General features: G+C 59.9%; 14 protein-coding genes. 12 read left to right on the top strand and 2 right to left on the bottom strand.

The genetic code is table 11. From position 1 onward, the window contains the following. The 9 genes from HMPREF3011_RS02765 to HMPREF3011_RS02725 form a co-directional block, all read left to right on the top strand. A partial coding sequence (locus HMPREF3011_RS02765) for an HrcA family transcriptional regulator (RefSeq protein ID WP_070841114.1) occupies positions 1 to 735 on the top strand: 735 nt, incomplete at its 5' end. A gap of 2 nt (positions 736 to 737) precedes the next feature. Further along, positions 738 to 1,868, top strand: a complete 1,131-nt coding sequence (gene dnaJ, locus HMPREF3011_RS02760; protein ID WP_038626040.1) for a molecular chaperone DnaJ — start codon at positions 738 to 740, stop codon at positions 1,866 to 1,868. A gap of 44 nt (positions 1,869 to 1,912) precedes the next feature. After that, positions 1,913 to 2,692, top strand: coding sequence for a 16S rRNA (uracil(1498)-N(3))-methyltransferase (locus HMPREF3011_RS02755; protein ID WP_038626038.1), 780 nt, complete (start codon positions 1,913 to 1,915; stop codon positions 2,690 to 2,692). A 12-nt stretch (positions 2,693 to 2,704) separates the two neighbouring features. Further along, positions 2,705 to 3,733, top strand: a complete 1,029-nt coding sequence (locus HMPREF3011_RS02750; protein WP_038626036.1) for a PhoH family protein — start codon at positions 2,705 to 2,707, stop codon at positions 3,731 to 3,733. A 16-nt stretch (positions 3,734 to 3,749) separates the two neighbouring features. Next, the gene (gene ybeY / locus HMPREF3011_RS02745) at positions 3,750 to 4,283 is read left to right on the top strand and encodes an rRNA maturation RNase YbeY (protein ID WP_005511056.1); all 534 of its coding nucleotides are present in this window, start codon (positions 3,750 to 3,752) and stop codon (positions 4,281 to 4,283) included. After that, the gene (locus HMPREF3011_RS02740; RefSeq protein WP_038626034.1) at positions 4,280 to 5,608 is read left to right on the top strand and encodes a hemolysin family protein; all 1,329 of its coding nucleotides are present in this window, start codon (positions 4,280 to 4,282) and stop codon (positions 5,606 to 5,608) included. The genes ybeY and HMPREF3011_RS02740 overlap by 4 nt, the downstream gene beginning before the upstream one ends. A gap of 4 nt (positions 5,609 to 5,612) precedes the next feature. Then, positions 5,613 to 6,554, top strand: a complete 942-nt coding sequence (gene era / locus HMPREF3011_RS02735) for a GTPase Era (protein ID WP_052155617.1) — start codon at positions 5,613 to 5,615, stop codon at positions 6,552 to 6,554. Between the two features lie 4 nt (positions 6,555 to 6,558). After that, positions 6,559 to 7,308: a DNA repair protein RecO gene (recO, locus tag HMPREF3011_RS02730; RefSeq protein WP_038626030.1), complete on the top strand. Its 750-nt coding sequence runs from the start codon at positions 6,559 to 6,561 to the stop codon at positions 7,306 to 7,308. Between the two features lie 28 nt (positions 7,309 to 7,336). Next, positions 7,337 to 8,059, top strand: a complete 723-nt coding sequence (locus HMPREF3011_RS02725) for an isoprenyl transferase (protein WP_371327157.1) — start codon at positions 7,337 to 7,339, stop codon at positions 8,057 to 8,059. Between the two features lie 30 nt (positions 8,060 to 8,089). Here the strand turns inward: HMPREF3011_RS02725 and HMPREF3011_RS02720 are convergent, their stop codons facing one another. Then, positions 8,090 to 8,584 (bottom strand): Fur family transcriptional regulator, encoded by a 495-nt coding sequence (locus HMPREF3011_RS02720; RefSeq protein WP_038626026.1) that lies wholly within the window; start codon positions 8,582 to 8,584, stop codon positions 8,090 to 8,092. A gap of 190 nt (positions 8,585 to 8,774) precedes the next feature. On the opposite strand from HMPREF3011_RS02720, the gene HMPREF3011_RS02715 reads away from it, so the two are divergent. From HMPREF3011_RS02715 to HMPREF3011_RS11200, 3 genes are all read left to right on the top strand, one after another. Then, positions 8,775 to 10,160, top strand: coding sequence for a glycine--tRNA ligase (locus HMPREF3011_RS02715; RefSeq protein WP_038626024.1), 1,386 nt, complete (start codon positions 8,775 to 8,777; stop codon positions 10,158 to 10,160). Further along, the gene (locus HMPREF3011_RS02710) at positions 10,160 to 10,729 is read left to right on the top strand and encodes a hypothetical protein (protein ID WP_038626022.1); all 570 of its coding nucleotides are present in this window, start codon (positions 10,160 to 10,162) and stop codon (positions 10,727 to 10,729) included. Before HMPREF3011_RS02715 ends, HMPREF3011_RS02710 begins: the two co-directional genes overlap by 1 nt. Before the next feature lie 158 nt (positions 10,730 to 10,887). Beyond that, positions 10,888 to 11,133, top strand: coding sequence for a hypothetical protein (locus HMPREF3011_RS11200; RefSeq protein WP_038626020.1), 246 nt, complete (start codon positions 10,888 to 10,890; stop codon positions 11,131 to 11,133). Between the two features lie 8 nt (positions 11,134 to 11,141). On the opposite strand, the gene HMPREF3011_RS02700 is transcribed toward HMPREF3011_RS11200, so the two are convergent. Next, the coding region (locus HMPREF3011_RS02700) for a coiled-coil domain-containing protein (RefSeq protein ID WP_083327056.1) at positions 11,142 to 12,915 on the bottom strand (1,774 nt) is incomplete at its 5' end.

Genomic DNA, 12,915 nt, shown 5'->3' with positions numbered 1-12,915 from the left:
GGCGTCGATTTGGAGGACGTTCTGCGCCGCAGTGTGCAGCTGCTGGCTCAGCTAACCCGTCAGGTTGCGGTGGTGCAGGTGCCGACGCTGGAGGTCTCCCGCGTCCGACACTGCGAGGTCGTCCAGCTCGCCGACGCGCGATTGTTGCTGGTAGTCATCACCGACACCGGGCGCGTGGAGCAGCGCAATGTTGAGCTGCCAGCACCGGTGGATCCCGATCTCGTGCCGCTGTTGCGTGAGCATTTCAACCGTGCGATGTCGGGGCACACACTTGCCGACGCGTCGATCGCGATTTCCGATCTTGCAGCTAACGCCCCGCGCGATTTGCGGGATGTAATCATCCGCTGCTCGACGGTGCTGGTGGAGTCGTTGATTGAGAAGCCGAATGACAGACTCATCCTGGCCGGAGCGTCGAATTTGACCCGTGGTAATATGGCCGGTCGCTTACCTTCTACGTTGCCCATGGTTCTTGAGGCTCTCGAAGAACAGGTGGTCGTGCTGAAACTGCTGTCGGCCGCGCAGGATTTGCACCATGTTCGCGTTTCTATCGGTGAGGAAAACGAGGACGAGGAGCTGCGCGCTACTTCAGTTGTTTCAACTGGCTATGGCACCGGCACTGAGATTTTGGGTGGCATGGGAGTAGTTGGCCCCACATTTATGGATTATCCGGGAACAATTTCCTCGGTTGCTGCTGTTGCACAGTACGTTGGCCGGGTATTGAAAGGAAGTAGCTAAAGTTGGCACGCGACTATTACGGCATCCTCGGAGTGGAGAAGGACGCTACGGACGCTGAGATTAAGAAGGCGTACCGAAAGCTGGCGCTCAAGTACCACCCAGACCGTAATCCGGGTGATGAAGAAGCTGCGGAGAAGTTCCGTGAGGCCTCTGAAGCGAACGAGGTCCTGCTGGATCCTGAAAAGCGCCGGATTGTGGATATGGGAGGAGATCCTCTCAATCCGCAGGGCGGTATGCCAGGCGGTGGCTTCGGCGGTTTCGGCGGCGGCGGAGTCGGCGATATCTTCGAGGCATTCTTCGGCGGTGCCGGCGGTACCCGCCAGCGCCGCTCGCGTGTGCAGCCAGGTGCAGATGCGCTGCTGCGTATTTCTCTGGGCCTCGATGAGGCATTCACCGGTGTCCGCAAGCCCATCACGGTGGACACCGCGGTGCTGTGTGACCAGTGCGAGGGAACCGGCTCGAAGTCCAAGTCCAAGCCGAAGATGTGTACCAGCTGTGATGGCACTGGCGAGATTCAACAGGTCCAGCGTTCCTTCCTGGGCAATGTGATGACCTCGCGGCCGTGCCCGACTTGTCAGGGCACCGGCGAGATCATCCCCGATCCGTGTAACAACTGCGGTGGCGACGGTCGCGTGCGTGCTCGCCGTGATCTGACGGTAAACGTTCCAGCAGGTATCTCTGATGGCATGCGTATTCGCATGGCAGGTCAGGGCGAGGTCGGCCCGGGCGGTGGCCCAGCGGGTGACCTCTACGTGGAAGTTGCCATGGACCCGCACCCTGTATTCGAGCGTGACGGCGATGATTTGCACTTTAACGTGCAGGTGCCCATGGCTGATGCCGCACTTGGTACCGAGTTTGAGGTCGACGACCTGCTCGGTGAGCCAATGACCATCAAGGTTGATTCGGGAACCCAGCCGGCAGAGCAGATTCGCCTGTCGGGCAAGGGAATGCCACATCTGCGCGGCGAGGGCAATGGCGACGTGGTCGCACACGTCGATGTCACAGTGCCGACGAAGCTGGACCGCAAGTCCCGCGAGCTGCTGGAGAAGCTACGCGAGCACCGCGATGATGATGCCAAGGTGGCAGACTCGAATGAGCGCCACGGTTTCTTCTCCCGTTTCCGCCGCCGTTAAAAGACGCCATCCCCAAAGCCCCCTCCAGTGAGTGTGAAACACGCATGAGTTTGCCCGTATTTCTCGGTGAGTTCACCGAGCTGCCGCGCCCGGAAGAAATCATTCGAATCCTCGGGTCGGAGGCCAAACACATCAGCGTTCGCAGGCTGAAAGAGGGCTCGGAGATTCTTCTTGCCAATGGTGCGGACAAGGTGGTGCGGGCACAGCTCATGCACGTAGATCCGCGTGAGGTCCACGTTCGTGTGGTCGCCGCCGAGGAACGTCCACGTCCGCGCCCGCACGTCACCGTGGTGCAGGCGCTGCCGAAGTCGGATCGTGCTGAGCTTGCGGTCGATTTGATGACCGAGGCCGGGGTCGATGAGATTATCCCCTGGGCGGCCGTGAATTGTGTGGCCCGATGGCAGGGTACCGCGAAGGTCACTAAGTCCCGTGCTAAGTGGCAGTCGGCTGCGCGCGAGGCAGCCAAGCAGGCTCGTCGTGCATGGATTCCGCCGGTCGCTGACCTACATAGCTCCGCCGATATTGAGCAACTCATCCGGGAAACCACGTCAGCAGGTGGTGCAGCAGCCGTTTTGCACGAGGAGGAAACAGCTCCGTTCGTGGACTTCGCCGCACGGGCAGCAAACGCTGACAAGGTTCTTTTTATCGTCGGCCCAGAAGGGGGAGTCAGCCCCGGGGAACTCGAGGCCTTCTGCGGCGCAGGTGCGAGCTCGGTTGTACTCGGCCCGACAGTTCTCCGCAGTGCCCTTGCTGGAGCTGCTGCTCTTTGTGCACTGGGGCCGTTGACAAAGCGCTGGGGCGGCGCACCCACGCGTGGTCAGTAGGATAGACGCATAATGACAAAGTATTCAGTAACTGCTCGTACCACTGCCGTCGTCGAGCTCGATGACAATCTCGCGCCGATCGTGGTCGGCTATGCGGACCAGAATCTGCGGCTGTTGGAATCTCTGCTGGCAGCGGATATTCATGTCCGCGGCGGGGTTGTGACAATCAAGGGTGCTCCGGCGGATGTTTCGTTGGCTGTCCGCGCTTTCAAGGAGCTGGAGGCGATGGCCCGTCGTGGGCACGAGCTCTCCCCGGAGTCGGTGCGGCACGCGGTGGGCATTGTGGATCGCGGGGAGAAGTCCGCCAGCGAGGTGCTCGGTGGCGGCATCGTGACTCATCGTGGCAAGACCGTGCGTCCCAAGACAGAGGGACAAAAAAACTATGTCGATGCCATCGACCGCTATAACGTTGTTTTCGGTATCGGCCCCGCCGGTACGGGCAAGACGTTCCTGGCCATGGCCAAGGCCGTTGCTGCGCTGAAGAATAAGCAGGTAGAACGCATTATTCTGACTCGCCCCGCAGTGGAGGCGGGTGAGAACCTGGGCTTCCTGCCGGGTACGCTGCACGAGAAGATCGACCCCTACCTGCGCCCATTGCATGATGCGATGCGCGAAATGCTTGAGCCAGAGTTGATTCCAAAGCTGATGGAAACTGGGGTAGTGGAGGTCGCACCGCTGGCGTACATGCGCGGTCGTACCTTGAACAATGCGTTCATCATTCTCGACGAGGCACAGAACACTACTCCGGCGCAGATGAAAATGTTCCTCACCCGCCTGGGCTTTGGTTCGAAGATGGTCATCACCGGCGATGCCAGCCAGGTCGACCTACCCCGTGGGCAGAAGTCTGGTCTGGCCGTCGCCCGTGAGGTGCTGCGCGGCGTGCCGGGAATTGCTTTTCCGGCGTTGGCCGCCGCAGATGTGGTGCGCAACCCGCTGGTGACCGCAATTGTCGAGGCCTACGATGACTACGATGCCTATAACGAAGGTATTGAGCAGGGCGCCGAGTCCCCACAAAAGCGACAGTCCGCCACAAAGCGATAAAGGACGCTGAAATTACATGAGCATTGAAGTTTTCAACGAGTCCGGTCAGGGCGTCAATGAAGAGTCGCTTATCGACGTTGCCCGGTATGCGCTGGGGCGCCTGGACGTGCATCCGGCAGCTGAGCTGAGCATTCACATTGTCGACTTGAAGACAATCGAAGACCTCCATGTGCGCTGGCTGGATCTGCCGGGGCCGACGGATGTGATGAGCTTCCCGATGGATGAGCTCACTCCTGGCTCTGGCCGACCGGATGCAGCTAGCCCAGGGCCTGCGATGCTGGGCGACATTGTGTTGTGCCCGGAGTTTGCCGCGGGGCAGGCGGAGCGTGCAGGCCATCCGCTGAGCCACGAGTTGGTTTTGCTCACCGTGCACGGCGTACTACACCTGTTGGGCTATGACCATGTCACGGCGGAGGAAGAGCGCCAGATGTTCTCTCTGCAGAATGGTCTGTTGGCGGACTGGTACGACGACATCGATCGTCGTGGCGTGAGCTTTTCCGAAAAACCAATCAACCCCAATGCGTTCCCGGAGCGTTCTAACGAGCGATGATCACTTTGGTAATTGTCGCCGTTGTGGCGATGATCTGCGCTGGCGGACTCAACACAGTCGAAACTGCGGTCGCAGGGATTTCCCGTGCACGCGTGGCAGAGCTGCAGCGTGACGAGGTCGCGGGTGCTAATGCGCTTCTCAAGGTCGTAGAAAATCGGGCTCGGCACGTCAATGTGCTGGTGATTTTGCGGACGCTGTGCGAGTCAATCGGTGCAGTGACGCTTGCGGCGGTCTGTCTTAAGCTTTTCGAGCCGGAGCGCTGGGCCATTGTGGCTGCAGTGGTGTTGCTGGCTCTGTTCACCTTCCTGGTCCTCGGGGTGTTTTCCCGCACGATGGGTCGGAAGAATCCATACTCGATTTCCCTTGCCACCGCGGTCGTCTTAAGTTTTATGGCCAAGGTGTTGGGACCACTGGAAAAGTTGCTGATTTGGTTCGGCAACATCATCACCCCTGGTGGTGGCTTCCGCGATGGCCCGTTCGCCACCGAAGTCGAGTTGCGCGAGATGGTCGATATCGCCCAGGAGCGCGGCATTGTGGAGCACGATGAGCGCCGCATGATTCAGTCTGTGTTTGATCTCGCGGAAACGTCGGCACGCGTTGTTATGGTTCCGCGCCCAGAGATGGTGTGGATCGAGGCAGATAAGCACTGTGGTCAGGCAGTGGCCCTTTGTGTGAAGTCAGGGCACTCGCGACTGCCGGTGATTGGCGAGAGCGTTGAGGACATCGTCGGCGTCATTTACTTGAAGGACATTGTCCAGCAGACGTACTCGCGTACTGATGGCGGCCGCGGCGTTCGCGTCTCCGAGGTCATGCGCAACTGCGTTTTTGTACCCGACTCCAAGCCACTGGATGATCTGCTCGATGAAATGCAGCGCACCCGCAATCACATCGCCATTCTCATCGACGAATATGGATCGGTCGCCGGCCTTATCTCTATTGAGGACATCCTCGAGGAAATTGTCGGTGAGATTGCCGATGAATACGACGAGGCCGAGCAGGCCCCCATCGAACCGCTGGGGGATGCCTCCTACCGCGTGCAGGCGCGCCTCAGCTTGGGCGAGCTCATTGAGCTTTACGACGAAGCCCACGGGCGCCAACTCGTTTTCGATGATGAGGTCACCGATGAGGTGGATACGGTCTCCGGTCTGTTGGCCTATGCGCTTGGACGTGTGCCACTACCCGGTTCGTACGTAGAATATGCAGGACTGAAGTTTACCGCCGAGGGCTCGCGTGACCGTCGTGGTCGTATGCGGGTACGCACTGTGGTGGTGGAGCCGACTGCGGAGTTCTACTCCGAGGAAGAAGATACTGATGGGCAATCTTGATGACATGCTGGCCAATGCCGGACTTGGCGGCGATGCTGATGATTACAGCGCGCCGGAGGGCTTTCGCTCCGGGTTCGTTTCCATTGTGGGACGTCCGAACACGGGTAAGTCCACGCTGACCAATTCCCTGGTGGGCGAGAAGATCGCTATTACCGCTAACCAGCCGGAAACCACGCGTCACCCGGTGCGTGGTGTGGTTCACCGCGAGAACTGCCAGATTGTTGTCGTGGATACGCCCGGTCTGCACAAGCCACGCACGCTGCTCGGTGAGCGCCTGAATGACATGGTTCAGGAGACCTATTCCGATGTGGATCTGGTCGCGATGGTCGTGCCTGCCGACGAGAAAATTGGCCCCGGTGACCGTTGGATCTACGAGAACGTCTCCAAAGGTTGCAAGAACATCATGGGCATTGTGTCCAAGGTGGATAAGGTCTCTCGCGACACCATTATCGAGCGCCTGATTGAGCTGCAGGAGTTGCTCGGTCCGGATGCTGAGCTGGTGCCACTGTCGTCGAAGTCCGGCGAAAACATCAACACGCTGATTGATGTAATGGCTTCCCAGTTGCCGGAGGGACCGCGACTGTACCCAAAGGGTCACATCACCGATGAGGATCTGCACACTCGGATGGCAGAGCTCATCCGCGAGGCGGCTCTCGGCGGTCTGCGCGATGAGTTGCCGCACTCTGTGGCAGTCCAGATTGATGAGGTGCTACCAAGCCAGGACCGCGAAGGCGTCCTGGACGTCCACGCCGTTATCTATGTCGAGCGTTCGGGGCAGAAGTCCATTCTCATGGGGCGCGACGGTCGACGCATGGGCACCACCATTCACAAGGCTCGTAAGGAACTCATCGCGTTGCTTGGTCAAAATGTTTACCTTGACCTGCGCGTGAAAGTGTTGAAGGACTGGCAGTCGGACCCGAAGCAGCTGGGCAAGTTGGGATTCTAAAAAATTGGTCGAGCCGTATCGCGACCGTGCGCTGGTCGTACGCCGCTACGACCTCGGCGAAGCCGACCGCATCATCGTCCTTTTCACCCGCGACCACGGCCTAGTCCGCGGTGTCGCCAAAGGCGTGCGCCGAGCGACGAGCCGCTTCGGCTCCCGCCTGTCACCATTCGTCGACGTGGATGTCAATATCTACCCACGCCGGGGGCTGTCCACTATCGTAGGCGCAGATACCGTGCGCACGTGGGCGACACCGCTTGTCGACGACTATGCGCGCTACACCTGTGCGTGTGCAGTCCTGGACGTCGCCGAACGTATTGTCGGCGAGGAACAAGTGCCGGCTCCCGAATTGTGGGATCTCACCACCCAATCGCTCGACGACGTTGCGGCCGGTCGCCATCGCCCCGATTTGGTATTGACCTCCTACATCCTGCGGGCAATGGCACAGGCCGGTTGGCAGCCAAGCCTCTTTGAATGCGCGGGCTGTGGCAAAGCCGGGCCTCATCATGCGTTTTCTCCCGCGCTGGGTGGAGCAGTGTGCACCAACTGCAGGCCACCGGGCGCAGATACTCCGCCGACCGAGGTTCTGCATCTGATGTGGCAGCTTGCTCATGAGCAATGGGCGGGCATCGATACGTCGTCAAGCGAATTTGAGGGGCGGATGGCGACGGCGCGTACCCTAACGGCGAAGTACCTGCAGTACTACCTGGGCCGCCGGGTGCCGGCGCTGGAACATGTGGATGCTTTTTGGCAGTAAATAGTAGCGGTGGGGCACAATAGGAAGCGTGTTGAATCCTCCTGTACCGCAGCAATTCGTGCCCAATCACATCGCGCTTGTGATGGACGGCAATGGTAGATGGGCCGAGCAGCGTGGGCTCAAGCGCACCGAGGGGCACAAGCGCGGTGAAGCCGTGCTGATGGAATGCGTCGATTCTTGTTTGGAGATGGGCGTTAAGCACCTGTCGGCCTACGCATTTTCCACTGAGAATTGGCGCCGTTCTGTCGATGAGGTCCGATTCCTGATGGGCTTTAATCGTGATGTGCTGCGCCGACGTCGTGATGAGTTGGATTCGAAGAACGTTCGCGTGCGTTGGGCAGGTCGTCGTCCGCGCCTGTGGCGCTCGGTGATTAAAGAGCTTGAGATCGCCGAGGAACAGACGAAGGACAATGACGCGCTAACTCTGTATATGTGCGTCAACTACGGTGGTCGCGCTGAGATTGTTGACGCTGCTAGAGAGATTGCTCGTCAGGCAGCAGCGGGGGAGCTCAGCGAATATGACTTGACTGAGAAGTCTTTCGCACAGTTCCTGGATGAGCCGACTATGCCGGATGTTGATTTGTTCCTGCGTCCGTCGGGCGAGCAGCGCACGTCCAACTTCTTGATCTGGCAGTCCGCCTATGCGGAGATGGTCTATCAGGACAAGCTTTTCCCGGATTTCGGTCGGGATGACATGCGCTCCGCAGTGGTGGAGTACGCCAAGCGCGACCGTAGGTTCGGCAAGGCCTAGAGCCGGTATTTTTTGGGGAGATGAGCCGGGCTACTTCTTCTGGCAGTCCCTGCACAGGCCGAAGACCTCGGCAGTGTGTCCGGTCAGATTAAAACCGTGCTCCTCCGCCAGGCTGTGAGCCCACTGCTCGACGGGTCCGCCAGCGACTTCAACGGTGCTGCCGCAATCGGTGCAGACTAGGTGATGATGGTGGTGGTCACCGCACAGCCGGTAGAGAGCCTCTCCGGAGGCATTGTGCAGAACATCGACAATGTCCATTTCTGCAAGGGACTGGAGCGTCCGATAGACCGTCGTCAAGCCGACCTTGTCCCCACGTTCCGTCAGCGACTTATGAATGTCAGCTGCGGAGCGAAAATTCGGCGCTTCACTCATAATCGACACGACGGCGCGGCGTTGGCGAGTACTGCGCTGGCCGATGCGCGTTGCGGTCGGCCGCGCGGAGGCGTGCGCCCCGGGGCTAGCGGAGGAGCCCGTACCACGTGGGTTTTCGCCAGAACTAACTTCGTGCATATCTTCGCCAGCCATGTAAACGACACTACCCGGTATCGGTTGGACAAGATGCGCTAGAGTATAGGGGAACTTTTAACTGGCCTGTTGGGGTCAGTACATTTTGCTTTTCATTACGTCGTTCGCCGCACGGAACGGGCTGAATCGAGTGTCCGGAAAAGGCGTGTGGTGTGCGATGCGAAGCCATTTATAAGGAGTGGTCTAGACCGTGGCACCTAAGTCAGTTGTCGATACCGTCGCCAACCTGTGTAAGCGCAGGGGATTCGTTTACCCGTGTGGTGAAATTTACGGCGGTACCCGCTCGGCATGGGATTACGGTCCCCTGGGTGTGGAGCTGAAGGAAAACATCAAGCGCCAGTGGTGGAAGACCTTCGTCACCGGTCGTAAGGATGTCGTCGGCCTGGATTCCTCCATTATCCTGCCGCGCCAGGTCTGGGAAGCTTCCGGCCACGTCGCTACCTTCACTGACCCGCTGGTGGAGTCCCTGCATACCCACAAGCGCTACCGCGCTGACCACCTGCTGGAGGCCTACGAGGCCAAGCATGGTCACCCGCCGGCCAATGGTCTGGCAGACGTTCCGGACCCGGAGACCGGTCAGCCGGGCAATTGGACCGAGCCGCAGATGTTCTCCGGTCTGATGAAGACCTTCCTCGGCCCGGTCGACAATGAGCAGGGCCTGCACTACATGCGTCCGGAGACCGCTCAGGGTATCTTCGTCAACTTCAAGAACGTTATGACCACGGCTCGTATGAAGCCACCGTTCGGTATCGGCCAGACCGGTAAGGCATTCCGCAACGAGATTACCCCGGGTAACTTCATCTTCCGTACTCGCGAGTTCGAGCAGATGGAGATCGAGTACTTCGTCGCACCGGACCAGGCGGAAGAGAAGTTCGACGAGTGGGTCGACGCCTGCTGGAACTGGTTCATCGACCTGGGCGTTAACCCGGAGAACATGCGTCAGTTCGACGTTCCGAAGGACGAGCGCGCGCACTACTCTGCACGCACGATTGACTTCGAGTACCGCTTCCACTTCCAGGGCAACGAGTGGGGCGAGCTGATGGGTGTCGCCAATCGTACGGACTACGACCTCGGCTGCCACATCGAGCACTCCAAGGAAGATCTGCGCTACCACGACCAGGTCACCGGCGAAAAGTACGTCCCGTACGTCATCGAGCCGTCCTTCGGCCTGACCCGCGCCCTGATGGCCTTCCTGTGCGATGCCTACACCGAGGAAGAGGTGCCGAACGCAAAGGGCGGCACCGACACCCGTACCGTGCTGAAGCTCGACCCGCGTCTGTCGCCGGTTAAGGTTGCTGTTCTGCCGCTGTCGAAGAAGGACACCCTGACTCCGACTGCTGAGGCGGTCGCGGACAAGCTGCGCCAGCACTGGGCCGTCGATTACGACACCTCCGGTGCTATCGGCCGTCGTTACCGTCGCCAGGATGAGATTGGTACTCCGTTCTGTGTCACCGTTGACTTCGATACTCTCGAAGACAACGCTGTGACCGTCCGTGACCGCGACACCATGGAGCAGGAGCGCGTCAAGATTGACGAGCTGGAGAGCTACTTCGCCGGTCGCCTGGTGGGCTGCTAATGGCCGAAGAAGTTTTTTGGGAATCCTATAGTCTCGGCGACGGCTCCCGGGAAAAATCCGAGCAGACCTGGCCGATTCTGAAGGAAAGCACCGAAATCGGCACGTACAGCCGTGATGAGCAGGGCGATCGCCTCAACACCCCGGAAGGGGAGTGGGTTATTGACGCCTCTGCTAATCACCGTGTTTCCGCCACGCTTCCCGACGGTCGCGTGTTCTCGACCATTGCTGCCGACCGTGACAAGATTTCGCGAGCCAAGCAGCTTTCAGTGACCTTTGCGCCGGATCGCCCCGAAGGCAAGCTGGTGTGTGAGGGATCGACGAACTACGTCATCGAGAATGCAAAGACCGGCGAGAAGTGGGGCCAGTTCACCGGTGCGTCCCGTGGCGTGCGCCACGCAGAGGTGCAGTTCGACACCGACGAAGGCCGTGCGCTGCCGGAAGAGGAGAAAATCTTCCTGGTCTACAGTGCTCGTCGAGTGCTGGAGTCCCGCATGGTTTCCTCAACCTGGATTCTCACTGTCTGCTTGCTCTTGCTGATTGCCTATATGATTTGGGTGTGGATCGTGTAGCAACTATTGCAGACGGCGTCGTTTACGACGAGAACAAGAAGACCCTGTCCGACGGTTGGAGCTGTCAGGACGGGGTCTTTAGTGCTTTTTGGATCACCTCGCCACAAGGGCGTGGTTGGCAGGTGAAAGCCCGCTTTTTTAGCACGAACGCGCTAGTAATGACGAATTCGGACGAGGGGGAGTCTTTCGTCCTCAACAGAGAAGGACGGGGAATTCGTACGGTCTTCGACATCGAGCGCCCAGGCTATGAGCTCGCCCGAATCGTCAGAGAGGATAGCCTAGGCCGCGGGGTATTTGGTGTCTATGCCCAGGAGGGAGACTTCCGGGGGAGTTTCGAAGACTGGCTGATTGCCGCCGCACTGGCGACGTGGTCTGTGGATGGACCACGCCAGATGCGAATCTAGGCGGGAATCTAGAAGCCCATTGTGCTGCCGGAGCCGCCTGGTCGGCTCGAACCTCCGCCGAAACCGCCGAAACCGCCGATACTGCCACCAAAGCCGCTGTTGTTGCTGAGCATGCTGCCCAGCACCATGCCGGCGATCATCGAACCGTTGCTGCCGCCACCGCGGCGCTGATCCTGGTAGCGGCGGATGTCACGGCGAGCTAAGTCAGCGGCCTCAGCGGCGAGCTTGCGCGCACGACGTGCGTAGGCCAACGCCTTTCGCGGATCGTCATTGGCCAAGCCCTGAGCAGAGCCGTAAGCACGCTGCGCCTCTGCGAGGCGAGTGCGAGCCTCAGCGCCAACCACACGGCGGCGGGTAGCAATCAAGTCAGCTGCGGCGCGAATGTGATTGTCGGCATCCTGCATGCTGTGCTGCAAAGTGGCGGTAGCGCGGGCGAACGACGCGGCCTTGTCTCGAGCGGAGTCCAGGGCTTCGTCGAGCAGCTCATCGGCATCGGTCAGTGCGGTCCAGGAACTCAGTGGATCCGATTCGGACTTATTGGCTGCCACGCCGAGTGCTTCACGGCCTGCTTCGATGGCCGCATTGAGACGCTCGCGGTTGATGTTAGCGCCTTGCGGTGCCGACATCAGGTGCGAGGCCTCATCGATTTCACCGCGGACCTCGGCGATAAGGGAAGCCAGTCCAGCGACTGCAGCGTGAATATCGCTATCGGCGTGTTCAATGGCCTCCAGAAGACTCTCTGCCTGTGTGAGCGCAAAGTCGGTGGCCGACAGTGCATCAATCAGACCACCTTGCTCACCGGCGGGCAGGTCAGCCATGCGGCGGGCCTCAGTCATTGACTGGTCAGCCTGATTAAGGTGCTCCGTGGCCATGTCGATATTGTCGGTCACAGAGCTGAGCATCTGCTCTTCGTAACGTGCGCGCAGACCGTCGAGAATTTCGCCGGCACGCGGCATACGAGAGCGCAGCTCGACACTTCGCTGAGTGAGCTTCGAAATGGTCGCTTCAGCATTCATCAACTCCTGGCGGAGTTTCTGGAAGTTTGCGGCCTCGCCGTCGAGCTGGTCATCCGCTACACCACAGGTGGAGATAATCTCCAGCAGGACACTGCGGCGCTCGATTTCGTCGGATACGGAGCCGTCGTCAAGCTGTTGGCGAAGGGTGAATGCGCGCTCGAGCGTCGACTGGGAGTGCTTCAGTGCGTTGTCGAAGCTGCGGATGCGCTCGGTACCGAATTCGGCGCGAGCGAGGTCGAGCTCAGTGCTGGCCTTGCGGATGGACTCATCGGTACTGACAATCTCATCGCGCGCAAGAACATCGAGCGAGCTGGTACTCAGCGAGTCCAGCGAAGAGACATCCCTGGGGTCGATGTTGCGGCCACGAGCAATCTCTTCCTCGTCGCGCTTCTTCTTATTGCGACGGCCCACGGCCCAGGTGGTGCCACCGACAACGGCGGCACCACCGAGGCCGGCGCCGAGTGCCCACCCACCGGCGGAGCCGCTGCCACCGCCTGCCTCGGCGATGGCAGCTTCGCCCGCAGCCGCCCAGTTGTCGTCCTCTAACAACTGCCCTTGAGCTGCGCTGTTGACGGCTTCTGCGTTGCTGGGGAAGGAGTTGCCGACGAAAGCGCCTAGGTTGCGGTCTTCCACAGCGACGACCAGGACACCGCGGTTGTCAGCAGCGCCGAGGTGCTCCCAGGCCTGCTGCGCCCATTGCTCGCCCTGAATGCCGTCGAAGCTCTTGATGTAAAACACCGAGAACAGGAGCCGCTTGTCGGTCTTG

Origin of the sequence: Corynebacterium sp. HMSC074C04, assembly GCF_001838295.1 — a bacterium.
GTDB lineage: Bacteria > Actinomycetota > Actinomycetes > Mycobacteriales > Mycobacteriaceae > Corynebacterium > Corynebacterium amycolatum.
Note: the sequence above shows the minus strand (reverse complement) of the source record. Positions and strands in the feature narration are given on the sequence as shown.